The sequence below is a fragment of the Halalkalicoccus sp. CGA53 genome (assembly GCF_036429475.1).
GTDB lineage: Archaea > Halobacteriota > Halobacteria > Halobacteriales > Halalkalicoccaceae > Natronorarus > Natronorarus salvus.
Genome location: NZ_CP144125.1, coordinates 161,064 through 184,565 on the forward strand (window position 1 = coordinate 161,064; position 23,502 = coordinate 184,565).

At 68.0% G+C, this 23,502-nt stretch carries 24 protein-coding genes and 1 tRNA gene; 14 read left to right on the plus strand and 11 right to left on the minus strand.

What is annotated here, in order from left to right; all coding sequences use genetic code 11:
* Positions 1 to 127 precede the first annotated feature (127 nt).
* Positions 128 to 829 (plus strand): DUF7119 family protein, encoded by a 702-nt coding sequence (locus V2L32_RS02030; RefSeq protein WP_331234772.1) that lies wholly within the window; start codon positions 128 to 130, stop codon positions 827 to 829.
* Here the strand turns inward: V2L32_RS02030 and V2L32_RS02035 are convergent.
* On the minus strand, positions 815 to 2,053 hold the full coding sequence (locus V2L32_RS02035; RefSeq protein WP_331234774.1) for an ArgE/DapE family deacylase: 1,239 nt from the start codon (positions 2,051 to 2,053) through the stop codon (positions 815 to 817). The genes V2L32_RS02030 and V2L32_RS02035 overlap by 15 nt on opposite strands.
* Before the next feature lie 90 nt (positions 2,054 to 2,143).
* Between V2L32_RS02035 and V2L32_RS02040 the strand changes: the two genes are divergently transcribed.
* The 3 genes from V2L32_RS02040 to V2L32_RS02050 all read left to right on the plus strand — a co-directional run bounded on the left by V2L32_RS02040 (position 2,144) and on the right by V2L32_RS02050 (position 3,042).
* Positions 2,144 to 2,217, plus strand: a tRNA-Lys gene (locus V2L32_RS02040).
* Between the two features lie 184 nt (positions 2,218 to 2,401).
* On the plus strand, positions 2,402 to 2,794 hold the full coding sequence (locus tag V2L32_RS02045; RefSeq protein WP_331234775.1) for a hypothetical protein: 393 nt from the start codon (positions 2,402 to 2,404) through the stop codon (positions 2,792 to 2,794).
* A 35-nt stretch (positions 2,795 to 2,829) separates the two neighbouring features.
* The gene (locus V2L32_RS02050; RefSeq protein WP_331234776.1) at positions 2,830 to 3,042 is read left to right on the plus strand and encodes a hypothetical protein; all 213 of its coding nucleotides are present in this window, start codon (positions 2,830 to 2,832) and stop codon (positions 3,040 to 3,042) included.
* On the opposite strand, the gene V2L32_RS02055 is transcribed toward V2L32_RS02050, so the two are convergent.
* Positions 3,039 to 3,986: a hypothetical protein gene (locus tag V2L32_RS02055; RefSeq protein ID WP_331234777.1), complete on the minus strand. Its 948-nt coding sequence runs from the start codon at positions 3,984 to 3,986 to the stop codon at positions 3,039 to 3,041. The genes V2L32_RS02050 and V2L32_RS02055 overlap by 4 nt on opposite strands.
* A gap of 149 nt (positions 3,987 to 4,135) precedes the next feature.
* Here V2L32_RS02055 and V2L32_RS02060 point away from each other — a divergent pair, with 149 nt between their 5' ends.
* The 3 genes from V2L32_RS02060 (at position 4,136) to V2L32_RS02070 (ending at position 8,620) form a co-directional block, all read left to right on the plus strand.
* Positions 4,136 to 5,143, plus strand: coding sequence for a PhnD/SsuA/transferrin family substrate-binding protein (locus V2L32_RS02060; protein ID WP_331234778.1), 1,008 nt, complete (start codon positions 4,136 to 4,138; stop codon positions 5,141 to 5,143).
* 325 nt (positions 5,144 to 5,468) lie between these two features.
* Positions 5,469 to 7,559: an acetate--CoA ligase family protein gene (locus tag V2L32_RS02065; RefSeq protein ID WP_331234779.1), complete on the plus strand. Its 2,091-nt coding sequence runs from the start codon at positions 5,469 to 5,471 to the stop codon at positions 7,557 to 7,559.
* Positions 7,556 to 8,620 carry a phosphotransacetylase family protein gene (locus V2L32_RS02070; protein WP_331234780.1) on the plus strand — a complete coding sequence of 355 codons (1,065 nt, stop codon included), beginning with the start codon at positions 7,556 to 7,558 and terminating at the stop codon, positions 8,618 to 8,620. Before V2L32_RS02065 ends, V2L32_RS02070 begins: the two co-directional genes overlap by 4 nt.
* A gap of 6 nt (positions 8,621 to 8,626) precedes the next feature.
* Here V2L32_RS02070 and V2L32_RS02075 read toward each other — a convergent pair whose 3' ends face one another.
* A complete protein-coding gene (locus V2L32_RS02075) occupies positions 8,627 to 9,070 on the minus strand; it encodes a universal stress protein (RefSeq protein WP_331234781.1) in 444 nt (147 codons plus the stop codon).
* Positions 9,071 to 9,183: 113 nt separating this feature from the next.
* On the opposite strand from V2L32_RS02075, the gene V2L32_RS02080 reads away from it, so the two are divergent.
* On the plus strand, positions 9,184 to 9,369 hold the full coding sequence (locus V2L32_RS02080) for a DUF7511 domain-containing protein (RefSeq protein WP_331234782.1): 186 nt from the start codon (positions 9,184 to 9,186) through the stop codon (positions 9,367 to 9,369).
* Between the two features lie 167 nt (positions 9,370 to 9,536).
* Here V2L32_RS02080 and V2L32_RS02085 read toward each other — a convergent pair whose 3' ends face one another.
* The 6 genes from V2L32_RS02085 to V2L32_RS02110 all read right to left on the minus strand — a co-directional run bounded on the left by V2L32_RS02085 (position 9,537) and on the right by V2L32_RS02110 (position 17,372).
* Positions 9,537 to 10,091: a DoxX family protein gene (locus V2L32_RS02085; RefSeq protein WP_331234783.1), complete on the minus strand. Its 555-nt coding sequence runs from the start codon at positions 10,089 to 10,091 to the stop codon at positions 9,537 to 9,539.
* Positions 10,092 to 10,491: 400 nt separating this feature from the next.
* Positions 10,492 to 11,670 carry a DegT/DnrJ/EryC1/StrS family aminotransferase gene (locus V2L32_RS02090; RefSeq protein ID WP_331234784.1) on the minus strand — a complete coding sequence of 393 codons (1,179 nt, stop codon included), beginning with the start codon at positions 11,668 to 11,670 and terminating at the stop codon, positions 10,492 to 10,494.
* 3 nt (positions 11,671 to 11,673) lie between these two features.
* Positions 11,674 to 12,690, minus strand: a complete 1,017-nt coding sequence (locus tag V2L32_RS02095) for a lipid II:glycine glycyltransferase FemX (protein ID WP_331234785.1) — start codon at positions 12,688 to 12,690, stop codon at positions 11,674 to 11,676.
* Complete coding sequence (locus V2L32_RS02100) at positions 12,687 to 14,312, minus strand: alkaline phosphatase family protein (RefSeq protein WP_409348459.1); 1,626 nt, start codon at positions 14,310 to 14,312, stop codon at positions 12,687 to 12,689. Before V2L32_RS02100 ends, V2L32_RS02095 begins: the two co-directional genes overlap by 4 nt.
* On the minus strand, positions 14,306 to 16,195 hold the full coding sequence (locus tag V2L32_RS02105; protein ID WP_331234787.1) for an asparagine synthase-related protein: 1,890 nt from the start codon (positions 16,193 to 16,195) through the stop codon (positions 14,306 to 14,308). The genes V2L32_RS02100 and V2L32_RS02105 overlap by 7 nt, the downstream gene beginning before the upstream one ends.
* 460 nt (positions 16,196 to 16,655) lie before the next feature.
* Positions 16,656 to 17,372 carry a helix-turn-helix domain-containing protein gene (locus tag V2L32_RS02110; RefSeq protein WP_331234788.1) on the minus strand — a complete coding sequence of 239 codons (717 nt, stop codon included), beginning with the start codon at positions 17,370 to 17,372 and terminating at the stop codon, positions 16,656 to 16,658.
* 251 nt (positions 17,373 to 17,623) lie between these two features.
* On the opposite strand from V2L32_RS02110, the gene V2L32_RS02115 reads away from it, so the two are divergent.
* The 5 genes from V2L32_RS02115 to V2L32_RS02135 all read left to right on the plus strand — a co-directional run bounded on the left by V2L32_RS02115 (position 17,624) and on the right by V2L32_RS02135 (position 20,955).
* Entirely contained in the window at positions 17,624 to 18,475 is an 852-nt protein-coding gene (locus tag V2L32_RS02115; RefSeq protein ID WP_331236652.1) for a sulfurtransferase, read from the plus strand.
* A gap of 79 nt (positions 18,476 to 18,554) precedes the next feature.
* Positions 18,555 to 19,445, plus strand: a complete 891-nt coding sequence (locus V2L32_RS02120) for an AAC(3) family N-acetyltransferase (protein WP_331234789.1) — start codon at positions 18,555 to 18,557, stop codon at positions 19,443 to 19,445.
* A 73-nt stretch (positions 19,446 to 19,518) separates the two neighbouring features.
* Positions 19,519 to 20,478: a nucleoside recognition protein gene (locus V2L32_RS02125; RefSeq protein ID WP_331234790.1), complete on the plus strand. Its 960-nt coding sequence runs from the start codon at positions 19,519 to 19,521 to the stop codon at positions 20,476 to 20,478.
* Positions 20,479 to 20,545: 67 nt separating this feature from the next.
* Positions 20,546 to 20,677 carry a universal stress protein gene (locus V2L32_RS02130; RefSeq protein WP_331234791.1) on the plus strand — a complete coding sequence of 44 codons (132 nt, stop codon included), beginning with the start codon at positions 20,546 to 20,548 and terminating at the stop codon, positions 20,675 to 20,677.
* Between the two features lie 140 nt (positions 20,678 to 20,817).
* Positions 20,818 to 20,955 (plus strand): universal stress protein, encoded by a 138-nt coding sequence (locus V2L32_RS02135; RefSeq protein WP_409348395.1) that lies wholly within the window; start codon positions 20,818 to 20,820, stop codon positions 20,953 to 20,955.
* Here V2L32_RS02135 and V2L32_RS02140 read toward each other — a convergent pair.
* A complete protein-coding gene (locus V2L32_RS02140) occupies positions 20,952 to 21,215 on the minus strand; it encodes a hypothetical protein (protein ID WP_331234792.1) in 264 nt (87 codons plus the stop codon). The genes V2L32_RS02135 and V2L32_RS02140 overlap by 4 nt on opposite strands.
* A gap of 127 nt (positions 21,216 to 21,342) precedes the next feature.
* Between V2L32_RS02140 and V2L32_RS02145 the strand changes: the two genes are divergently transcribed.
* Positions 21,343 to 22,200, plus strand: a complete 858-nt coding sequence (locus tag V2L32_RS02145; protein WP_331234793.1) for an MBL fold metallo-hydrolase — start codon at positions 21,343 to 21,345, stop codon at positions 22,198 to 22,200.
* Between the two features lie 97 nt (positions 22,201 to 22,297).
* On the opposite strand, the gene V2L32_RS02150 is transcribed toward V2L32_RS02145, so the two are convergent.
* Positions 22,298 to 23,413, minus strand: coding sequence for an aminotransferase class V-fold PLP-dependent enzyme (locus V2L32_RS02150; RefSeq protein WP_331234794.1), 1,116 nt, complete (start codon positions 23,411 to 23,413; stop codon positions 22,298 to 22,300).
* Positions 23,414 to 23,502: the final 89 nt, after the last annotated feature.

Genomic DNA, 23,502 nt, shown 5'->3' on the forward strand with positions numbered 1-23,502 from the left:
GTCCTCATGAGACGGCCGCCGTCTCGCATCCAGCGATCGGCCGGACAGGACCGAGGTCGCCAAGAGGCGGTCGCGACCGTCCGTCCGAGGCGGCGAACTTTTGTCGACGGGGGCGAAGGGGTGTGCAATGACGTCCGACGGAGCTGATCGGGACGTACCGAGCGAGCGTCGCTCGCCGGTCGGTACCCCCGTCGTCCGGGGTGACGAGGCGATCACGGGCGAACGCGCACGCGATGCGGTCGGCTTCGACCCGGACGACCCCGAGAGCGTCGCCGAGGCCGCCCGCGTCGTCCGTCAGTTCGCCGAGGGTGCGGTGAACGAGGACAACATCTTCATGCTGCGCGGCGCGGCGGCGTGTGCTGCGCTCGTCCGTGGCGTCGGCTCGTACAAGGAGGCCGTCGAACGCGCCGGGGGCGACGTGACGGTCTCGTTCGTCAGGAAGTGGGCGCGGGTGCACGACCTGCCCCAGTCGATCCGGAGACACGTCGCGTTGGGCGACATCGCGCCGACCGCGGCGAAACACATCGCCCGCGTCGGCGGCGAGGCGCGCTACCAGCTCGCGTGGGCGACGATCGACAACGACCTCACGGTACGAGAGATCCGGACCATCGCGAGCGAGATCAACGACGGGAGAGCTATCGAGGACACGCTCGCGGACAGAGGGGTCACGATCGGCGAGCTGACGCTCACGCTCGATCCCGAGACCTACCGGGACCTCCGGCGGCTCGCCGCCTACGACCAGGTCGACCCGGGTGAGCTCACGAACGACGTCCTCGGGGAGTGGATCGACGAGCAGAACCTCAGACGACCTCAGTCACGCTTCCGATAGGTAGCGGGCGGCGGCGTCGGCGAGCAGCGTCGTTCCCTCTTCGAGCTCCGAGACGGACATCGTCTCGTCCGGGAAGTGTGCCTGGTCTATGTTCCCGGGGCCGAAGAGCACCGTCGGGATTCCCGCCTCGACGTAGTGCCGCGAGTCGGCCCCGTAGGTCGCCCCTCTGGGGCCGCCCTCCCGACCGTACGCGGCCAGCGCGTCGCTCACCACCCGGACGATCCCCTCCTCGGGATCGATCTCCGATGGCTCGAACTGGATCGAAAACCGCTCGAACGAGGGGGGGTGGTCGGTGAGCCACTCGCTCTCGGCGGCGACGTCTGCGAGCCGTTGCTCGAACTCCGCCTCGACCTCGCTCACGGTCTCGTCGGGTGCGACCCCGATGCGGAACTCGGCCTCCAGTGCCGCCGGCACGGACGAGGCCCACGAGCCCGCCCGAACCGTCCCGCAGTTGACCGGCAACGGGATCGGGAACCCCTCGTAGAGCGGGTGACTCAGGCGATCGCCGCGTTCGGTCTCGAGGTCGGAGAACGCCTGTCGGATCCGCTCGAAGTGTGGGAGGACCGACTCGCCGCGCCAGGTCGTCGCCGCGTGTGCCGACCGCCCCTTGATCCGGAGTCGCTTCATCAGCGAGCCCTCGGTCGCGATCACCGGTTCCAAACCCGTTGGCTCGGCGACGATCGCCGCGTCGCGCTCGAACGGGTACGGGTTCGAGAGCGCCGCCGCGGCCGCCCCGATGCCGCCCTCCTCCTCGCCGGCGACGCTCTCGACGACGACTCTCCCCGAGAGGCCCTCGCGTTCGGCGAGCGCGAGCGCCGCGAAGACGCACGCTGCGAGCCCGCTCTTCATGTCGACCGCACCGCGTGCGGTGAGCCGATCGCCCTCCCAGACGGGGTCGAACGGGTCGGAGCTCCAGCTATCGAGGTCAGCCGGGACGACGTCGACGTGGCCGTTGAGCACGAGCGTCTCTCCCCCCGATCCGAGGTCGAAGACGCCCCCGACGCTCGGCCGACCCTCGACGTCGATCGCTCCCGGATCGTCCGGGAACGAGGGGTGGGCGGCGAACTCCTCTGGATCGGCCTCCCACTCGTAGACCTCGAAACCCATCCGGTCGAGTTCCTCCGCGAACCAGGCCTGAGCCTCCGCCTCGTTCCCGTCTGTGGTGTCGAAGCGGAGCAGTCGGTCGAGGAACGCTCGAAGGCCGTCCGGGAGGTCTGAGGACATTACGACGAGGTGATTCCGGCCGCTGTTAACGCTTCGGATCGGTCGACGGAATCTCAATTCTTATAACACGGCGCTCCGATGTACTGGTGAGGGCCGGTAGCTCAGTCCGGCAGAGCGACGGACTCTTAATCCGTCGGTCGCGTGTTCAAATCGCGCCCGGCCCGCTCATCCTGCGGCGAGCACGTTCGCGAGCCGTAGGTGACGGACCCAGCGATTTGGACGCAGGGAGTGAAGCGAGCGAACGCGAGCGGAGTGACCGTGTGTTCAAATCGCGCTCGACTAATCTCCACACACCCCCTACCAGTTACTTTACAATCACCTCTTGCCCGTCCCCCGTGTACGCCCTCCATGTTCCGCAAACTCCTCGTCCTGACCGGACTCGTGGAGGTACTCGCGCCGGAGGGGTTCATCGGTATCGTCCATCGGTACGCCTGCGAATCGCCCGAGGACTGCGAACTGGAGTCCTGGGTCGTCCCGGCCGCCCGGGCTGAGGGGCTGTGCTACCTCTACATGGGACTGCGTGGCGAGTGGTCGTACCGGGCGTTCAGGCGCTTTCTGGGGCTGCTCGGGCTGCTCGCCCTGTTCTCGCCGCGGCTCACCATCCGATCCGTGACGAGACTGGCGTACGCCGATCCCGATGGCTGCGAGTGGAAACCGTGGGTCTACCCGCTCGCGCGGCTGTTCGGAGCCGTTTACCTGCTCCTCGCGTTCGAGACGTTCGGAGAGGGCGACCGCGAGTGAGAGCGATTAAGACCCGAGCGCGCCCATCGGTGCGTATGACCGCAGACGCGACAGTACGGGATCCGGTGACGATCCTCGAGGGGATCGGCGGCCTCGCGCTCGCGCTCGTGGGGCTCGGGACGCTCGCGGGCGTGCCGTGGCCGCTCGGCAGCGGTATCGTACTGACCGTCGCACAGATCGTCGCGGCGCTGGCAGCCGTCGGGATCGGTATCGGGTTGATCCTCCTCTCGGGAAAACGGAGTAGTTAGCCCCTGACGGGGAGGTAGGCGAGCGAGAGCAGTATCACGACGGTGAGCATGCTGAGCACGATCACCCAGGTGATCCCGTCGATGCGCTGTTCGTAGGCGGCGATCGCGTCCTCCTGTTCGTCGTAGCTCGCGTGGTCGCTCGTGAGCTGGACGGTGTCGCCCTCGATGTGAACTCTGAGCTCCTCCTCCTCGCCGACCGTGAGGTTCTCGCCGCTGTCGACGCTCTCGGTGGAGGTGCGCTCGCCGGTCCAGACGAGCGTCGCCTCGTCGTCGGTGACCTCGGCGATCGTCGTCTCGTTGCCCTGGTACTCGACGGTGTCACCCTCCTCGAAGGTGAGCTCCTCGCCGATCTCGACGTCCTCTTCGTCGACCGGTTCACCCTCCTCGGGTGCGTCCTCGTCTGCCTCTTCCTCGTCCGCCTCGGCGTCTTCGTCCTCCGCTTCGGCCTCTTCCTCGGCCTCTGCGTCTTCGTCATCGGCTTCAGCATCGTCGGTCTCCTCCGCGTCAGCGTCGTCCGTCTCGGCCTCCTCGTCTTCGGCTTCGGTCTCGTCCTCAGCCTCCTCGTCCGCCTCAGCGTCCTCCTCCTCGGCCTCTTCGTCCTCGACCGCCTCCTCGTCCATGTCGACGATCTCACCGAGGATCACCGTCGGCGGGTCGAGGCTGACGAGGTACATCCCCTCCTCGTACTCGATCATCGTTCCGTTCGCCCAGCTCTCGGTGTACTCGTGCTCGGGTTCGAACACCTCGAAGGTGGCCTCGCCGTCGGCCGTCTCGTTGAGCGTGTAGGTGGTGCCATCGTGCTCGAACTCGTCACCCTCGACGAGTTCGTAGTCCGGGTCGTCGACGGTGACCTCCGGGGCCTCCGCAGTCGCGTAGATCCCGCCGGCGACCACGGCAATCACGAGAAAGAGCGCCGTGTACGCCGCCGCTGCGCGTCGTTGCATACCGGCGCAACGGCAGGCCCGCAAATAGAGGTTACCTTTCGCTCCCGGGATGCGGGCACGATGCCCGGCAGGGTCCGCTCGTGTGAGATATATACACTCCACCGAGTCGGATATGAAGTGCTAAGTCACCCGCCCCACGACGACGAGCCATGACCCCGAATCGGAACGCGCTCGCGCCCCGCTCGCGTCGATCGTTCGTCCGGAGTGCTGGCGTGGCCGGCGTCGCCGGCCTCGGCGCGCTCGCCGGCTGTACTGGCGATCCGGCCGACGACGGTGTCGAGACGATCGACTTCGTCCTCACGCCCGCGGAGGCCGACGTCGACGTCGAAGCGCAGTGGCAGCCGCTGTTCGACTACATCGAGGAGGAGGTCGACGACGTCGAGGTCGAGCCGAACGTCGCGGCCGACTTCGCCGCCGTCGCCGAGGCCGTCAGGAACAACCAAGCGGACATCGCCGACGTCTCGCCGGAGGTCGGCATCTACGCCGTCGAGGAGGGGTTCGCGGAGATACTGGGCATCCGCGAGGCGTTCGGGACGAGCGTCTACTTCACGTTCATGACGACGAACGCCGACTCCGAGGTGGAGGCGCTGACCGACGCCGAGGGCGAAACCGTCGCACTCGCGGACAGCCTCTCGGCGACCGGATCGCTGATCCCGCTGATGCTGCTCTCGGAGGCCGGCCTCGACATCGGCGATGCACCGAGCGGCGACCCGGTCGACTTCACCGTCGAGTACTCCGATCACGCGACCGCCCGCGAGTCGGTGCTGAACCGGGAGGACACCGTCCTCGCGGGCACCGGCGAGTTCGCGACGATGCCGAACCTCCCCGAGGAGGAGGTCCCCGAGGAGATCGCGGAGCTCTCCTCGGACTACCAGCACGTCGGGACGGCGCTCGACGAGGGCGAGCTGCGACTGATCGAGGCCTCCGAACCGATGCCGAACGCGCCGATCATCGTCCGCGAGGCGTGGGACGCGGACGCCCGCGAGGAGGTCGTCGACGCCATGCTCTCGGGAACCGAGGAGGACTGGGTCGACGAGGACGCCGACCAGCCCCTCTGGTTCACCGGGCTCGACGAGGGCGAGGCCGACGACTACGAACTCGTCGCGGAGGCGCTCGACTACCTCGGCGTCGAGTTCCAGAGCCAGAGCGACGACTGACCGTCGGCGATCCCGGACGGCTCGCTCTCGTTCGACCTCGACCGAGGCGCCGCATCACGATTTCTCGAAGTACCAAAGGGGTCCCGGAACGTGTGGGTTCCGGCGCTGGCGAGGCCAGCTACCCGTTAGTCGGGGAAGGCGGGCTTAATTATCACCCGATTAAACGACAGAACGACGTCACGCCTCCGGTCGAGTCGCCCGAAACCGCGCGACCGTCGACGGGAAGCGGGTCCGGACCTGCCGGCCAAACACCATCGGGGCGAACTATTAGTCCGGCCGTCGAAGGTCGGACGATGAGGCTACAATCGTGGGCGGTGAGCGCTCCGTGAGCGGGGACCGGGACCTCTCGGGACTGTTCTCGCCCGAGCGCGTCGCCGTGGTCGGCGCGACCCCGCGCGAGGGCTCGGTGGCGCGGGCGATCGTCGAGAACCTCGCCGCGTTCCGTGGCTCGGTCGTCGGGGTCAACCCGAACTACGACGAGGTCTGTGGGATCGAGTGTGTCGACTCGATCGCGGAGGCGAGCGACGTAGACGTCGCGGTGATCGTCGTCCCGCCACCCCTCGCGCTCTCGGCGATCCGTGAGGCGGGGGAAGCCGGTGTGAGAAACCTCGTCGTCATCACGGCCGGGTTCGGCGAGACGGGGAGCGAGGGGGCGAGCCGCGAGGGTGAACTGCGCGAGGTCGCAGCGGAGTACGACCTGAACGTGGTCGGGCCGAACAGTCTCGGGGTCCTCTCGACCGTCTCGGATCTGAACGCGACGTTCGGCCCCGACGCGCCGCTCTCTGGCCCGATCTCCTTCATGAGCCAGTCGGGCGCGTTCGTCACCGCGGTGATCGACTGGGCGCGCGAGGAGGGGATCGGTTTCGCGGACGTCGTCTCGCTCGGTAACAAGGCGGTGCTCGACGAGAGTGACTTCGTGCGGGCGTGGGGGAGCGACGAACGAACCGAGGTAGTGATCGGCTATCTGGAGGGGATCGACCGGGGCCGGGAGTTCATCGAGACGGCGAGGGAGGTCACAGGCGAAACGCCGGTGGTGCTCGTCAAATCCGGACGGACCGACGCCGGCGCGCAGGCGGCCTCGTCCCACACCGGGACGATCGCCGGGAGCGACCGGGCGTACGAAGCCGGACTCGACCAGGCCGGGGTGATCCGCGCCGAGACGGTCCAGGAGCTGTTCGACGCCGCGAGCGCGCTCGCTGGACAGCCGCTCCCCGACGGAAACGGCGTCGCGGTCGTCACGAACGCGGGCGGGCCGGGCGTGATGGCGACGGACGCGGTCGGCGACTCCTCGCTCCGGATGGCCTCGTTCTCCGAGAGAACCCTGGATCGGTATCGCGAGACGGTGCCCGAGGAGGCGAACGTCTACAACCCGGTCGACGTGATCGGCGACGCCGACATCGACCGCTTCCGCGAGGCGATCGAGATCGCACTGGAGGACCGAAACGTCTCGGCGGCCGCGGTGCTCTCGGCCCCCACCGCGGTGCTCTCGTACCCCGATCTCGCCGAGGCGATCGTCGAGTTACAGGCCGAGTACGGCACGCCGATCGTCACCTGCCTGATGGGGGGCGAGCGCGCGCGCGCGGCGAAATCCGTACTCGCTGACGCCGGCATCCCGCTCTACTTCGATCCGGCGCGGGCGATCGGGAGCCTCGACGCGCTGGTTCGCTACCGCGAGATCAGCGAGCGGGAGTACGACGAGCCCGCAGAGTTCGACGTCGACACCGAACGCGCCCGCGAGCTGCTCGAGCGGGCGACCGAACGGGACAACCGCGTCGGCGTCGAGGCGATGGAGCTGCTCTCGGCCTACGGCATCCCGATCCCCGACGGCGAGGTCGTCTCCGATCCCGAAGAGGCCGAGCGCGTCGCCCGCTCGATCGAGGGTGACGTCGCGATGAAGATCGTGAGCCCCGACATCCTCCACAAGTCCGACATCGGCGGGGTGGCCATCGGGGTTTCCGAGGGAGACGTACGCGACACCTACGAGGACCTGCTCACACGCGCCAGGAACTACGGTCCGGACGCGACGATCCTGGGGGTGCAGGTCCAGGAGATGGTCGACCTCGAGAGAGGCGTAGAGACGCTCGTCGGCATGAGCGAGGACCCGCAGTTCGGGCCGCTGCTCGCGTTCGGCCTCGGTGGTATCTTCGTCGAGATCCTAGAGGACGTCGCGTTCAGGGTCGCGCCGATCAGCGAGCGCGAGGCCGGGGAGATGGTCGAGAGTATCGACGCCCTCCCGCTCCTCCGGGGCGCACGGGGTCGCGAGCCCGTGGACGAACGGGGGATAATCGAGACCCTCTGTCGACTGGGTCAGCTCGTCACGGACTTCCCGGAGGTCGTCGAACTGGACATCAACCCGCTGGTCGCGACGCCCGACGGGGTGTGCGCGATCGACCTCCAACTGACGGTGGAACAATGACACGTACGATACTCGTCGCCGGAACCGCGGACAGCACAGGAAAGACGGCGATCGCGCTCGCGATCGGTCGGATCGCCGCCGAGCGCGGGCTCTCGGTCGGCTACATGAAGCCGAAGGGCACTCGCCTCCAGAGCAACGTCGGGAAGACGCTCGACGAGGACCCGCTGCTCGCTCGCGAGATCCTCGGCCTCGACGCCGGGATGCACGAACTCGAACCCGTCGTCTACTCTCCGACGTTCGTCGAGCAGGCGATCCGCGGGCGCGAGGACCCCGACGAACTCAGGGAGATGGTGAGGGAACGCTTCGAGGGGCTCGCTGAAGGTGTCGACCTGATGATCGTCGAGGGCGCTCGGTCGCCGGCGACGGGCGGGATCGTCTCGCTCACCGATCCCGAGCTCGCGGAGCTGTTCGACGCGGAGGTCCTGCTGGTCGCCGCTCACGAGACGGCGGCGGACGCGGACGAGACGCTCGACGTCGCCTCCCGCTACGGCGACCGGTTTCTCGGTACCGTGTTCAACGCCGTCTCCGACGCGGCGTTCGACGGACTCGAGTCCGACGTCGTCCCGTTCCTCGAAGAGCGCGGCGTGCCGGTCTACGGTACGCTCCCGCGTACGCAGGAGCTGGCGGGCGTCACCGTCGCCGAACTCGCCGACGAACTCGGCGCGCGGCTGCTCACTTCCGATACCTCGACCGACGCGTACGTCGAGCGCTTCCTGGTCGGTGCGATGAGTGGCGAGTCCGCGCTGCGCCACCTCCGCAGAACGAGGGACGCCGCGCTCATCACCGGCGGCGACCGAGCGGACCTCCAGACGGTCGCGATGGAGGCGGCGGGCGTGAAGTGTCTCGTCCTCACCGGCGGGCTCACCCCCTCGAGTGCGGTGTTGAGAACCGCGGAGGAGAAAGGGGTGCCCGTGCTGCTCGTCCGTTCCGACACGCTCGCGACGATCGATCGTGCGGAGGACGTCGTCCGAAGCGGGCGGACCCGCGACGAGCGGACCGTCTCGATCATGGAGGGGCTGCTCGCGGAGCACGCCGACGTAGGCGGGCTGCTCGGCGAGTGAGTCGACTCACTTCACGACGGTCACCGGCAGCGAGGCGCGCGCGAGCAGCCCCTTCGCGACGCTGCCGAAGGCGTCCTGGTACCGGTCGCCGAGCCCGCGGTGACCGACGAAGATGCCGTCGTAGCCCCCGTCCATCGCGAAGTCGGCGATCTCTGCCACCGGGTCGCCGTAGAGCAACACGGTGCGGACCTCGATTCCCAGCTCCTCGCCGAGCGCCATCGCCTCCGCGAGTGTCGCTCGCCCCCGGCGCTCGGTCGCGTCGATCCCGTCGGCGACGAGCAGATTACCCGCGGCGATCCCACCGCCACCGTCGGCCACGGCGGGCGTCACCTCGAGTTCGGGTGCCGCCGCGTGGACGACCGTGAACGTCGCCTCCGGGAGGAGGTCGGCGGCGTACCTGAGCGTGTTCGTAGCCGATTCCGAGCCGTCGAACGCGACGATGAAGTGCATGTCGGGTACCTCGGTACTCCGAAGTACGACATCCGCCGGATAAGCGACGTCGCCGGTTCCCACGCCGTGAGAAGTGGGATCTGTGTCTTTCCTCGACACGTCCACTCACCGACGTGGACCGACCTTCGGAGGACACGATCCGACGCAGCGACCTGCCGGTCGTCGCCGACCCGCTCGACCTGCTCGTCCACGAGGGGGACTGGACGCTCGTTCCCCGCGAGGTCGACGACGAGAGACGGACGACGGTGTGGCTCACCGCTGACGAACGGACGGTCTGCGAGCTGGCGGAGTGGCGGTAGTTCTCCTCGGACGGGAACCGTCTCGACCGTCCGTACGGCTCGGTCGTCGACGATCGCTCGGCTGGTCGAACGGACGAGCATCGCACTATCGGGACACCCGCCGTCACTGTGGACGGTCGGCCCGCGCCCGCGAATCCGACCCAAAAACGGTTCGTTCTACCGCGCGATCAGCCCAGCAGGTACCGGAGCCACGGCCGCGACCGGACCGCCTCGCTCTCCTCGAGTTTCGCGTCGATGCCCAGGATCCGTCCCGCCCCGAACGCGCCCACCCCGAAGAGGATGATCGCGTAGACGAGGTGGTAGGTGACGACGTAGCCGTTGTCGACCGGGAGACCGGACAGCACACCCGCGTGGAACTGTGTCATCCAGTAGAGCAGCATCATCAGCGCGCCGCCGAACGCGGCCAGCCTGACGAACGTCCCGGTCAACAGCGCCAGGCCGATCAGGATCTGTCCCCAGACGTTCAGCGGGTCGATCAGCCAGAGCCAGCCGTCGGCCATCGCCGCGAACATCCCACCGAACGGGTTGCCCTCGGGGACGGCGTTCGTGAGGAAGCCGGCCGCTGTCCACTGTGGGTCGAGTAGCTTCTGTATCCCCGCCGAGAGGAACACGTAGGCCATCACCAGCCGCAGCGAGAGCAGCGAGTAGCCGACCCACGGCTCCGAGTACTCGAACGCGACGTTCCGACCGAACACCTCGGTTCGCATCGTTTGTGTTGACATAATCGTTCTCCTACAGGTAGTGCTTCGACCCCCCGGCTCACAGTTCTATCGGCGATTCTCACCGCGTAAGAACGACTCTCACCGTTCGAGGAGGCCTGCATCGTCTCGGTCGACGTCTCGCTACTCGGCGGACGCGAGTGTAACCCCTCCCGGAGAGCTCCGCGGATCGTCCGTGACGACGGTCATACGCTCCACGAACAGCCGTCAGTCGGAGGTACCGTCGTGGCCCGTACTGACGAGCCTCGGTCCGTCCACGGGTGGCGACGGCGAAACCTAAGCCTCCGCCGTTGCGGTGGTCGTCGGCCTCATACGGACGGTTGTAACCGGTTACCGGTAGATCGTCCGTCCGGCTCGGTGATCACCGGTAAGAGACTACGACCGTCCTTCTCACAGGTCGGACTCACCCGTTTCGGCTCGACCCTCCGGCGGTGACCGCCGCCGGCTCCGGGCGCCGGTGGGAACTCGCCGTCGCCGCGTCCTCCCCGACGACGTGTTCGACCGCGGCCTCGATCCCGGACGGTCGGAGCTCCTGGTGGACCGGGAACGTGTAGAGGCGTGCGGCGAGGTGGTTCGTGACGACGAACCGGTCGTTGCCCCGTACCCCGTCAGGCAACGGTGGCCACGGCCGCCCGAGCGCGGCGACCGGCTCCGCGAGATCGGTCAGCACCGTCGGATAGTACTGCGGGCAGGTCTCGACCCCGAGCGAGGGATAGACCTGGGCGAGCCCCGGCCGCTCAGCGAACAGGAGCTCCCAGACCGCGTAGTTCTCCCGGCGACGCCGTCGGATCGCGGCCGGATCGACCCGTCTCGCGACCCTCGCGGAGAGCCACGACATCTCGCCCTTCGAACGGCGGTAGAGCGCCGCCGGGTTCCGGGCGCTCGGTGTGGGTGAGGACGGGCCAGAGATCCGTCTCCGCGTGGCCGGACCGATCGACCGCCGGGCACGCGTGAGCACCGTTCTCGTGAGATACCGGAGGTCTGCAGGAGTCGGTCGGGACGCGACCGCGGATCTGGGCAGCGCTCCCCCGAGAGCCTCGTCGGCCACGTAGAGCACCGCGCCGTCGGGGATCGGGAGAGCCTTGTGGAGGCTCGTGAAGCCGAGGTGTCCGACCGTACCGACGAGACCACCCTCGCCGACGCTGAACGCGCCGTGGGCGGCGTCGTCGACGAGCACCGCGCCGTGTGCGTCACAGAGCGATCGGAGCGCCTCGCTCACCTCGATCGGTTGTGGTTGCCCGAAGTACCCGACCGAGACGACCGCGAGGGTGTCCCCGTCCACGAGCGAACGGACGTCTCCGAGGTCCGGCCGGAGGTCGGGACGCATCCGGTGAAACCGGGGAGTGAGTCCGGCCTCGCGGATCGGCTCGACGAAGCCGTCGGGGACGTACGCGGGCAGGACGACCTCGGTCCCGCCCCTCGCCGCCATCGTCAGGTCGAGCGCGTCGCGAAAGGCCCACTTCCCGGAGCGGTAGTAGGCGTACTCGGCGTCGGTGTGGCTCTCGACGAACCGGTCGAAGCCGGGACCGCGGGCGAGGAGCGATACCGGCGAGAGCGTCGGACCGCGGTGGAGGGCAGCCATCGCTCAACGCACCTTCGCGACGAGCGACCGGGCGGTGACCGCCAGGTCGGCCGTTGGAGAGCGTTTGAGCGCGCCGTGGTAGTGGACCAGATCGGGAGCGAACTTCGACTTGTACCGGCAGATCCGCTCGGTGTTCGCGCCGACGAAGTCGTAGCGGGTGAGCCCGCGTTCGCGCGCGTCGCGGATTACGTGCCAGTCGAGGAGGTCGTTGACCGGGATCTCCACGTCGGCTTTCGTCCCGCCCTGCCAGCGGTAGATCGTGTCGCCGTACTCGACGGTGACGATCCCGCCGGCCATCGATCCCTCCGCGTCGTAACAGACGTACGGCTTCACCTGGCCGTCGGGGAGATCGGTATAGAGGCGGTCGATGTACTCGCGGGTGATCTGGTAGGGCTTTCCCTGCTCGTCGTGGCGCTCTCTGACCCGTTCGATGATCTCGCGGGCTTCGTCCAGCCCGCCGACCTCGATCCGGTAGGCCTCCTCGTCGGTCTTCGTGACGTTCGAGCGGGCGTCGCTCGACAGCGCCATCAGCAGATCGTCCTCGCTCGGCGTGAGGTCGGTGACGTAGGTGTAGTACGGCGTCACGTCGAAGCCCGAGTCCGAAAACGGTCGCAGGTCGGGGTAGCGATCGACGGTTCGGATGTGCGTGATATCGGGGTCGAGCGTCGCGTCGATCCACTCGATGCATCCCTCGACGAACCGGCGGGTCCGCCGGTCGAGCTTTCGCTGTTTCAACCCGTCGACGTCACAGAGCGCCGCCCCGAGGTAGTAGACCTCCGTACCGGATGGCGGGGAGACGACGGTAGTAAACGGCCCCTTCGTCCCCTCGAACAGCGGGAGCACGCCGATCACCTGCTGGCCCTTGTACGCGAGCAGTGGGTGGAGCGTCGTGTCGGTGTGATCGGCGAGCAGCTCCAGTGCCTCCAGCTGGTGGAACGGCCCGGCGTGTGACGATCGTTCGAGGTAGCCGTTCCACTCGGTGCGCTCCTCCTCGTTCGCGACGGTGAACTCGTAGCTCACTCGGATCCCTCCAGGTAGCCGAGGGCGGCGAGACGGCCCTCGACGACCTCGTCGTCGGTCCCGCGCCTGTCACGCCCCTCGCCCTCGTACGTCTGGGTCCGAGTCTCCCGGACGAACGGGAGCACCTGGCCGTCCATCCGGTCGCTCCGGGGGATCGAGAGCGCCGAACAGACCGTCGGCGCGACGTCGAAGAGCTGTGCCTCTCCGACCTCCTCGGACTCGACCGCGTCGCCGCTCGCGACGAGTAGCCCCTCCATCTTGTGGTTCCACGGTTCGGCTGGCGGGCCGAACGGCTCGCCCTTGAGGTCCGCCGAGAGCATCGTCTCGAAGTTTCGAGGAACGGTCACGACGTCGACGGCATCGTCGACGTGCGGACCGTCGAAGTAGCTCTCGCGGCGGGTCACCTCCTCGAACACCGGCTCGCCGTCGGGGGTGCGAACGTCGCTCAGCAGCTGGATCAGCTCCTCTCTCACCGACTCGTACTCCTCCTCGAGGACGACCCCGTCGGGCTCGCGGCCCGCGAGGTTGATCCTCACACCCAACTCGATCCACGATCGGACGTACGCGGTCGAGTCGGCGAAGTCGACCCCCTCCCGCCCCGCTCGCTGTGCCTGCGCCGGGACGAGGCTCGCGGCCACGCCGTCGAGTCTCACGGCCCGGAGGAGCCTGCCGGCGCGAGCCGGCGTGACCCCCAGTTTCGCGGCCGTCGCGACGGCCGTTCCGGCGAGTCCCGGTCCGCTCTGAGTGTCGGTCTCGCCGTCTCGCAGGCTGTCGTTCAGGATCGGCAGCCAGGCGGGCATCCCGCCCTGAGTCGTCTCGACGAACCCCTCCTCCCGGAGGAACTCGTTGACGCGGAACTCGTAGCCCTCGTACGGTCCCATCCCGTGATCGCTCGCGAGGAGCACGGTCCCGACGTCGAACTCGTCGAGGATCACCCCGATCTCGCGGTCGACCGCCCGGTAGATCGCCTCGACCATCCCCTCGCCCTCCTCGGCGTAGCAGTCGTCGGGATACTCGTGGAAGACCGAGTCGGTCTGCTGGAACTGGAGGAAGCCGAAGTCGGGCTCGAACCGGTCGGCGAGATACCGGAAAGCGTCGCCGCGCTGTTCGATCAGCGAGACGTACTCGCCGGGCTGTTCGGCGTCCTCGTCGGGGTAGACGCGGTACTCGCCGATCGCCCCGCGGAGTTCGTCGAGGATCCCGTCGGGGTAACACGGCGGGTTCTCCGGGGCGGTGTAGCCGGGGACCACGGCGCCGTCGATCTCCGTCGGCGGCGAGGTGACGGGGACGTTCACGACGACGCTCGACAGTCCTCGCCGATCCGCGAGCTCCCAGAGCGACGGCTCGTCGACGTGGGTCGCGTTGACGACGTCCCAGTCGTAGCCGTCGTAGCCGAGGAAGCCGAAGACGCCGTGTTTGCCGGGGTTCGTCCCGGTGTAGAGCGAGGGCCACGCGCTCGCGGTCCACGGCGGGATCTGCGAGGTGAGCGGGCCGGAGACGCCCGTCTCCGTCAGCTCCGCGATCGTCGGGACCGCACCCGACTCGATCAGCGGATCGAGCACCTCCGCGCAGGCGGCGTCGATGCCGACCAGGAGGACCTCGATACGCGTGTCCGTCACCAGTCGTCACCCCCGTCGGTCCGGGTCGGGTGGACGATCGGGTCGTCCGTCCGGTTCGGTGCGGTGATCTCGGTCTCTATTCTCTCGGTCGCCGGCATGGATAGCACTGTCATCAGCGTGTAGAGTTCGACGAGGCGGTCGGCCCCGTTTCGGTGTTCGTCGTAGTAACGGTCGATCGTCGTCCGGTCGATCCCGGGCAGCGCGCGCGCGTTCTCCCCGTAACGCTCGATCGCCTCCCCGAGGAAGTCGTTCGAGCGTATCAGCTCGCTGTCGTCGAGCCAGGGCCCGTTCGTCATGTACGGCTTCGGTGGCTGCTCTTCGTGGACGTGCTTTCGCCACGCGGCGACGAGGCTCCGCGCGACGTACTCCGCCGGGAACCGCCAGGTCAGCGGGACGCCGGTGTGGGGGTGTTCGATCGCCGCGAGCTCCGGATCGAGTCGTTCGACCGCCCGGTTGATCAGGTTCCTCCGGTGGCGATACTCGATCGGGATCGAGAGCGCGAGGTCGATCAGCCGGTCGTCCAGAAAAGGCGTTCGGTATCGCGTGATACGCGAGAGCCCGTGCTGGAAGAGCAGGTCGTCGTCGTTCGACAGCGGATAGAGGTTGCCGAAGTAGACCATATCCTCGATCGAGTCGTAGCTCACCCCGTGGTTGATCACCCGTTCCCCGTCCCTGTAGACGTTCTCCTCGAGCACGGAGCGGAGGTCGGTCGGCAGGTCCGGATCGCAGTAGGCGCCTTCGACCAGCCAGTCGATGTACTCCGGGATCGTTCGGATCGGCTTCTCGATCGGAAGGGTGAGCGTGCCGATCGGTCCCATCGAGAGGGTCCGCTCGGGCAGCGGGAAGCGCTTGAACAGCGTGTCGGCGTAGAGTCCCGAGAGCAGGCCGTCGACCTCCCCCCTGATCTCGTCTTCCATCCCCGTCGTGTAGGGCTGGGTGAACCAGCCGGTGAAGTTCGAGAGGTGACGGTTGCGTTCGAGCGACCCCGTCCGGTACTCCCCGCCTCGGGGTAACGGGACGAACCGGGCACCAGCGACGTCGGCAGCGCGTTTCGCGGCGCGTGCCTCGCGGTTCGTCCAGTCGGTCATGTGGAGGCCGACCGCCCGCTCGCCGAGCACCCCGAGGATCAGCCGGGAGTCGCTGCCTCCCGAGAGCAGGACGCCGTACTCCCCGCCGTCGTCCGTCCACTCCTCGACGACCTGCGTGAACGTCGCGGTAAACTCGTCGACGATCCGTTCGAACGGACGGTCGACCGGTCGGTACCGCGGCCGCCAGTGGACGTCCGTACTCAGCTCGCCCGATTCGAGGTCGAACGTGGTGACCGATCCGGGGTGAAGCTCCTCGACCCCCTCGAAGGGCGTCTTCACCCCGAGCGTTCGCTTGAAGACGACGTACTCGTGGAGGTAGCCCGGGTCGAAGCCGGTCTCGACGTCCGGGTGGACCGCGACGTCCTGGACGTTCGTCGAGAAGACGAGGTCGCCGTCGACCGTGCGCGCGTGGTAGAGCGGGACCGACCCGAGGCGATCGGTGACGAACGAGAGCCGTCCGCCCTCGGCGTCGTAGCACACGAGGAGGAACTCCCCGTTCAGCCCGCGGACACACCGTTCGCCGTGTCCCTCGAGGAGGTCGATACAGTACTCGAGCGGGTCGGTGTCCGTCGGACGCGGCGAGTGACCCGCGCTCCCGCCCACCGCCCCGTCGTCGAAGCCGTAGACGTCGCCGACGAGCCAGATGAGCGTCCCGTCGGCGAGCCTCCTCGGACTCCCGTTCGAGACCGCGACGCGGTCGTCCTCGTAGTGCAGTTCGTGTGCCGTCCCGTCGACGGCCTCCCACCCCCGTGTCGCCGGGGTCCCGTCGTTTCCCCCAACCCCGTAGAGATGTGTCACCGAGAACCACCACGCCACGGACGTCGCGGGACGGTCCACCGTGGAGCCCGTCCCGTGGACAAGTCGGTTCTGGTGACGATACGATATCTCATCACTCGTACATTCTCGGTGTCCGACTTCCCTATCAGGCCCTTAACTGGTTGGCGCAGGACAAGTCGAGAGTGTACGCCCCGCCCGACACTCGATATGGTAGTAGTTAACCGGCATTATCATCCGATTAATACGTCTCCCGGACCGACAGGATCGGAGTGAATCCGGGTACGGTCGAAGTGTCCGGTCGGACGTCGGTCCGACTCGGACGGGTGAGACGACGTGTCGACCAGAGTAGTAGAACGGGATTTCCTCCGGTCGAGATCACGCCCATAACACGCCGAAACCCGTCGAGTTGATGGGACCGAACCGGTACCCGTTCACCCGATACCGAACACGTCGGGGCGTCGAGTCGACTCACACACCACGGTCAGGTCGAACGGACGAACGCCTCCGCGAGTTCGGCCTCGGCCCGACGGAGCCGGTAGGAGAGCGTCGACCGGGGGACGTCGAGTTCCGCCGCCAGTTCGTCCAGGGTGACCTCGCGTGGGGTCTCGTAGTAGCCTCCCTCGACGGCCGCGTGCAGGGCGACGTACTGCTCGCTATTGAGGCCGACCGCGGGGATGATCCGCTCCCCCCAGTCACCTGGGTCGCCGACGTGGCCCATCTCGAACTCGAGACCCTGCCTGAGCTTCGCCCCGAGGACGTCGTAGAGCAGGCCGACGTTCTCCTCCGATTCGACGAGCAGTCGCCAGCGTGCGACCCCCTCCTCGCGGCGCACCTCGAAGACCGTCCCCTCCCCGAGATAGCGCCGGCAGATGGTGTAGACCGACAGGGCGGCCGCCGGTTCGTGGAGGTGCGAGTAGATCACCACCTCCCTGTCGGTCCGTTCGAGGACGGTGTGGCGCTGTTCGACCGACCGACCTCCCTCGGTGACGCCCGCGTAGTAGACCTCCGGGTCGTTTCGGAGCTCCTCGGCGAGTTCGAGCGCGATCGCGGGACCGGAGAAGCGTTCGACGCGGAGGACGCTCCGTTCGCCCGTGGTTCCCGCGATCGCTCGCGAGCGGAGCTCCGGGTACTCGGTGAAGAGATCCATCAGGGGATCGGCACCCCGTTCGTACCGGATCTCGAAGGTGAACTCACGCATCGCTCACCTCGCTGCACGGCGGTCGACCCGCTCGTCCCGGATCGACCCCGTGGTCGGTCCGTCGTCGGTGGTTCGATCCGGGGAGGTCGCGAGCGGTGACCGGTTCGTCTCGCTCCGGGAGGGCGACGGCATGGGCTTCGCTCGCTCGTACGTCTCGCGCTCTGGTATAGGTACTGGTACGGACGTCGATCCGCGAACGCAGGACCCACCCCGGCGTGGACTTCTTCGTGGTCGGCTCACAACGGGAAGCGATGACCGCCTACGCATCGGACGTCCTCGTCTCCGCCGACTGGGTCCGCTCCCGTCTCTCCGCGTTCCGGGACGACGACCCCTCCTACAGGCTCGTCGAGGTCGACGTCGACCCGCGGGTGTACGAGGACGGCCACGTTCCCGGGGCCGTGACGTTCGACTGGAAGCGGGAGCTACAGGACTCCCTCCGGTTCGACGTGGCCTCGCGGGGGGCGTTCGAGCGGATGGTCGGGGACGCGGGCATCGCGACGGACTCGACGGTCGTCCTCTACGGCGACGTGATGAACTGGTTCGCCGCCTACGCCTACTGGCTGTTCTCGTACTACGGTCACACCGAACTCTACCTGCTCGACGGCGGTCGCGACTACTGGGTCGAGCAGGAAGGTCCGCTCACGGACGAGACCCCCTCGTTCACGAGACGGGAGTACGAGACGGATCCGCCCGACGCCTCGATCCGCATCGACCGTCCGGAGCTCGAAGGCGCTCTCGACACGGGAACACGGATCGTCGACGTCCGTTCCCCACAGGAGTTCCGGGGAGAGATCCTCGCCCCGCCTGGGTGGAACGAGGGCGTCCAGCGCGGCGGGCACGTCCCCGGCGCGGTGAACGTCCCGTGGAGTCGGACGGTGCGTCCGGACGGCCGGTTCAGGCCGGCCGAGGAACTGGAGGCGCTGTTCGAGGACGAAGGGGTGAGAGACGAGGAGACGGTCGTCTACTGCCGGATCGGCGAGCGCTCGGCGCTGGTGTGGGTCGCCCTCCACGAACTGCTCGGCTACGACGACGTCCGTCACTACTACGGGTCGTGGGTCGAGTGGGGGAACACGGTCGGCGCACCGATCGAACGGGGCGGGTAAACCCACGGTTACCCCGTCACGTCCGTCGGTTATGCGCCCGATAGTAAGGAGCCGGCTCTTCGAACCGGGAGACCTGTCGATGGGCACCCCCGTAGAGGAGATCGAGACGGCCGGGAAGAGCGTCCGCCGGGGAGCGAGACGGGCACGCGACGTGGCGCTCGCGCACGCCCCGGAACGGGTCCACCGTGGTCGAATCCTCGCGAACCGACTCGCGATGTACGCCCGGAACCGGCGTACGGACCGCAGCGTCGACCGCTCGGACCCGAAACGGTTCGACGCGATCCTCGACGAGTACTCCGCCGATACGGTCTTCGTCCACGTCGGACTGCGCGACGTGAAGAGCGCGTTCGACCGGAACCCCTACGAGTTCCTCCTCTCCCGGCTCGACGACCGCTTCGAGAGCGTGCTCACCCAGGGTTTTACCCCCGCGTTCCGCTCGCCCGACGGGATCTACCACAAGCAGTTCTCGCTGCCTCGGTTCGGCGCGTTCGCGAGGCTGTTCTTCGAGGACTGTGACTATCGGACCGAGGACCCGACGAACTCGCTCCTCGTCAGGGGACCGTACCGGTTCGACGACTGCACACACCGCGATACCTGGTCGCGGGCCGGGGCGTTCGGCAAGCTCAACCGGGAGAACGTCCTCTACCTCGACATCGGGACCGACTGGCTTCGCGCCTCGCAGATCCACTACATCGAGTCGATACTCGGGGTGCCGTACATGCGGACCGTCGAGTACGACGGGGTGGTCTATACGGATGAAACGACCTACGAGCGAGTCACCCACCGTTCGCACGCCTACGACGACGAGGTTCGCTGGAACCGCCCGAAGCTGGAAGCCGGCCTGCGCGAGGCGGGCGTGCTCGACAGCTACGACCTCTCGGGACTGCGGATCCGGGCGTTCAGGGCGCGCGAGCTCCGCGAGTGGCTCGCCCCCCGGATCGAGCGCGACCCCTACTACGTCGTCACGTAGCGATCGGTAGCCCCGTCACACCTGCCGACGACCCGAACGACAGCGATAACGCGCTCCCGACCCGACTCCGATCGTGTCCGGCCTCCTCGACGTGCTGGTAGGGACGGTGCTCCCGCGCGTGCTCCTCATCACCGCGCTGATCGCCGCCGGCGTCGGCCTCGCGAACCTCCTCGTCGAGTACGGCGTCGTGCAACTGATCGCTCGCGGGGCGCGCTCCCTCACCGGACCCGCGAACCTCCCGGACGAGGTGGGGGCTGCGATCCTCACGAACACACTTTCGGTGACCGCCGGCTACGGGATGCTCGCGGAGTTCCGGGACCGGGGCGTGCTCGACGACCGGGCGACGCTCGTCGCGGTGGTGATGAACACGTTCTTCGGCTTCGTCCAGCACCTCATCACCTACTACCTCCCGGTGCTGCTGCCGATCCTCGGCCTCCGGGTGGGACTGCTCTACGTCGGCACGCGGGCGCTGATCGCCCTCGCTATCACGCTCACCGGGGTGCTCGCGGGCGCGCTGTTGCTCACCGAGCGGAACGTCGATCCGGGGGCGATCGAGGCCGAAGTCCCCGACCGGGATCGAACTACGAGGGATCGGTTCCGTCGTGCCGGCGAACGCACCCTTCGGAAGGTGCGAGGGATCGTCCCCCGACTCGTGGTGATCTACACGGCGGTCGTGCTCGCCCTCGAGTTCACCGATCTGGAGGGCGCGACGACCGCCGCGGAACCCCTCACCGCGCTGTTCGGGCTACCCGGAGCCGCGGTCCCCGTGATCCTCGTCTTCGTCGCCGACACGACGAGCGGCGCCATCGTCCTCGCCCCGCTGATCGGAGAGAGCTTCACCGTACGCCAGGCGGTGGTCGCGATGCTCCTCGGGGGGATCCTCTCGTTCGGCGTCTCGACGCTGAAACGGTCGATCCCGTTCCAGTACGGGATCTGGGGGGCGTCGTTCGGGACGAAGGTGATCGTCGTGAACACCGCCCTCCAGGTGCTGTTCCTCTCGCTCGCGCTCGGCGCGTTCCTCCGCCTGCCGTGAGGGCGACGACTCTCGGCGCACTCGAATCGGGGACACGGGTACGTCGGTCGCCATCGCAGGCAGCCAGATGGTCGAGAGGCTACTCGTTCCGACCGACGGTTCCGAACCATCGACCGAGGCGTCCGTCTACGCGCTGGATACCCACCCGGGTGCCCGGATCACGGCCCTTCACGGGATCCCGGTACCCGAGGGCTACTGAGCGGCCTTCGGCGATCCGGAACGAGATCCCCAGCTCCGACCGCGCCCGCGAGAACGCGGTGGAGGTCCTGAAGGTCGGTCGAGGGACACGGTCGCGAGATCGACACGGAGACGCTCGCCGGGCGGTCGGAACGGGCGATCGTGAACCACGTGGAGGAGGGCGACTTCGGCGCGATCGTGATCGCGAGTCACGGCCGCGACGGTATCTCGCGGCTCGTACTCGGGAGTGTGACCGGGACGGCCGTCGGGCGCTCGCCGGTGCCGGTCGTCGTCCGCTAGACGAGCAGGCTGCGCCAGAGCCGGACCAAGCCGGTACAGCCGTGGGTCCAGGTCGCGGTCCACGCGTCGGCTGCGGCCGCGATCGGCGGTCGGTCGAACCGTCTCTGCCGGGCGATCTCTGTGCCACAGTCGGGGCAGCCGTAGCTCGTGGCGTCGGACCGTTCGTAGACGATCCAGTCGCCGTCGGCGGGGCTCTCGTGGGCACACTCCGAACAGTGGAGGGTCGTCTTTCGGGGCGGGCGCGAGGGTGGAGGGTTCATCGAGGATCGTAGGTAGTGAGCGCGCATAACGCCTACGTCTAGGGACACTAGAAACCTCTAGTGCCTCCCGAGACGGACCACCCGACCACGGGGAACGGTCTTCATCCGGGGGTGCGTACTGCGGACGATGCGCGTAACACAGCTTGGCTCCGGCGGCAACTTCCCGATCCCGATGCCGACCTGTGGCTGTCGGGTGTGCACGGAGGCGCGCGAGGAGGGCGGGCGATACGTCAGACGTGGCAACGCGACGTTCGTCCACGACGACCACGCGCTGATCGACACGCCCGAACAGGTCGGTCCGATGCTGAACGACGCGGGGATCGATCGGGTGGAGTACGTCTTCCTCACGCACTTCCACGGCGACCACGTCAACGGGTTGAGCGTCGTGCAGGCGCTCGGCCGACCGGAGTTCCCGCTCGACGGCTGGGCGAACGCCGACCCCCCGACGCTCGTGATGAGCGAGGCGACCCGGCGGGCGATCGAACGCTCCCAGCCCTACCGCCTGAAGTACGACGGCGTCTTCGTCGAAACCCGGGTCCTCGACGACGGCGAATCGATGGACCTCGGCGAGACGACCGTGACGAACCTCGAGGTCCCGATGGCGCCCGACGGCGACCAGCGGATGTCGAACTTCCTCTTCGAGGGCGACGCGAAACTGCTCGTCTCGCCCGACGAGACGAAGTACCTCAACCTCTACCGGGTTCCCTCGGATCTCGACTGCTGGATCAAGGAGTGTGGGCTGTTCAGGGAGGATCCCGACGGCGATCCGCTGTTCGCCGACTCGCTCTGGGCCGAGGAGCGAGAGACGGAGATCACGTTCGAACGGACGGTCGAGCAGGTCGAGGAGGTGCGACCGGAGCGGACGATCCTCACGGAGCTAGAGGAGATCTACGGGCGAAGCTACGACGACTACCTGGCGCTCGAAGAGCGGTACGACCGGCTCGGGATCACGTTCGGCTACGACGGCCTGACGGTCGACCTCTGAGACGAACTGCTGTACCTGTGACCGTTCGGATCGAGCGGCGGTACCGGTCCGACCGGTACAGACGTACGGGGGTCCGTACGAGCCCCTCTGTACAGGCTCACCACTCCTCTGCGAGCGCCGTACAGAGCGCGTCGACGTCCTCCGCGGCGTTGAAGACGTGCAACGAGACGCGGATCCCCTCCACGCCCGGGACGGTGCGAACGACGATCTCCTGCTCGTCGAGGCGCTCGACGGCTCCCTCGGGGTCGTCGACCCCGACCGTGACCAGCCCGGATTCGAACGTCTCGGGGCTCAGCATTCGTCTCTTCGGAACCTGCTCTTTCAGTCCGGTCGTCAGCCCCTCGATCCGTGCCTCCACTCCACCCATCCCGATCTCCTCCAGGACCGCCGTCGCCTCCGCGAGTGCCGCGTGCGCACCGACGTTCGTCGTGCCGACCTCAAACCGTCGGGCGTCCGGCGCGAGGTCGTACGCGCCGTACGGTTCGCGGACGCTCTTGAACCCGACCGAGGCGGGGACGAGTTCCTCGATCGCCCCCTCACGGACGTACAGAAAACCGCTCCCGAACGGGGAGAGCAGCCACTTGTGGCCCGCGCCTGCGACCGCGTCCGCACCCCAGTCCGGGAGGTCGAGTGCGCGCTGGCCGGGCACCTGCACGCCGTCGACGAGCGTGAACGCGCCGGCGTCTCGTGCGATCTCGACGAGGTCCCGGACGGGAAGGAGCGTGCCGTGCGTCCAGGTAAGCGCGCTGAAGCAGACGAGTCGCGCGCCGGAGACCGCTTCCGCGTACGCCCCCCGGTCGACCCGTCCCTCGTTCGTCTCCACGACGCGTACCTCGACGCCGGCGTGGGCCTCCAGCCGCTCCCACGGGAGGATCCCTGCCGGGTGTTCGAGGTCGGTACGGACGACGACGTCGCCCGGCTCGAACCCGACCGCCGTCGCGACCCGGTTTATCCCGTCTGTGGTCGACTCGGTGAGCGCGAGTTCGCCCTCGCTCACCCCGAGGAAGGCCGCGATCCGCTCGCGTGCGGCGTCGAGCGTCTCGCCCGCCGCGGCGTACGGCCCCGGCTCGTGGTGCTCGTCGTACTCGTGGGCGCGCTGGGTCTCGACCGCAGTTTCGAGCACCCGCCGCGGCGAGGGGCCACTGGCGCCGGTGTTCAGGTAGGTACAGCGATCGAGCGCGGGGATGTCGGCACGGAGCTCCTCCGGAGTCATGACGGGCGTTCGGAGGGGAGGGTGATGAGCGTCGGGGTTTCCAGGATACCGGTTCCTACGCGGTGAGAATCGACACCGTGGGTATAGGT

Coding starts and splice junctions, on each gene's coding strand:
- V2L32_RS02145 (WP_331234793.1), top strand. CDS start 21,343: ATGCGCGTAACACAGCTTGGCTCCGGCGGCAACTTCCCGATCCCGATG.
- V2L32_RS02050 (WP_331234776.1), top strand. CDS start 2,830: ATGACCGCAGACGCGACAGTACGGGATCCGGTGACGATCCTCGAGGGG.
- V2L32_RS02035 (WP_331234774.1), bottom strand. CDS start 2,053: ATGTCCTCAGACCTCCCGGACGGCCTTCGAGCGTTCCTCGACCGACTG.
- V2L32_RS02085 (WP_331234783.1), bottom strand. CDS start 10,091: ATGTCAACACAAACGATGCGAACCGAGGTGTTCGGTCGGAACGTCGCG.
- V2L32_RS02045 (WP_331234775.1), top strand. CDS start 2,402: ATGTTCCGCAAACTCCTCGTCCTGACCGGACTCGTGGAGGTACTCGCG.
- V2L32_RS02140 (WP_331234792.1), bottom strand. CDS start 21,215: ATGAACCCTCCACCCTCGCGCCCGCCCCGAAAGACGACCCTCCACTGT.
- V2L32_RS02115 (WP_331236652.1), top strand. CDS start 17,624: ATGACCGCCTACGCATCGGACGTCCTCGTCTCCGCCGACTGGGTCCGC.
- V2L32_RS02120 (WP_331234789.1), top strand. CDS start 18,555: ATGGGCACCCCCGTAGAGGAGATCGAGACGGCCGGGAAGAGCGTCCGC.
- V2L32_RS02075 (WP_331234781.1), bottom strand. CDS start 9,070: ATGCACTTCATCGTCGCGTTCGACGGCTCGGAATCGGCTACGAACACG.
- V2L32_RS02030 (WP_331234772.1), top strand. CDS start 128: ATGACGTCCGACGGAGCTGATCGGGACGTACCGAGCGAGCGTCGCTCG.
- V2L32_RS02110 (WP_331234788.1), bottom strand. CDS start 17,372: ATGCGTGAGTTCACCTTCGAGATCCGGTACGAACGGGGTGCCGATCCC.
- V2L32_RS02130 (WP_331234791.1), top strand. CDS start 20,546: ATGGTCGAGAGGCTACTCGTTCCGACCGACGGTTCCGAACCATCGACC.
- V2L32_RS02090 (WP_331234784.1), bottom strand. CDS start 11,670: ATGGCTGCCCTCCACCGCGGTCCGACGCTCTCGCCGGTATCGCTCCTC.
- V2L32_RS02060 (WP_331234778.1), top strand. CDS start 4,136: ATGACCCCGAATCGGAACGCGCTCGCGCCCCGCTCGCGTCGATCGTTC.
- V2L32_RS02055 (WP_331234777.1), bottom strand. CDS start 3,986: ATGCAACGACGCGCAGCGGCGGCGTACACGGCGCTCTTTCTCGTGATT.
- V2L32_RS02070 (WP_331234780.1), top strand. CDS start 7,556: ATGACACGTACGATACTCGTCGCCGGAACCGCGGACAGCACAGGAAAG.
- V2L32_RS02150 (WP_331234794.1), bottom strand. CDS start 23,413: ATGACTCCGGAGGAGCTCCGTGCCGACATCCCCGCGCTCGATCGCTGT.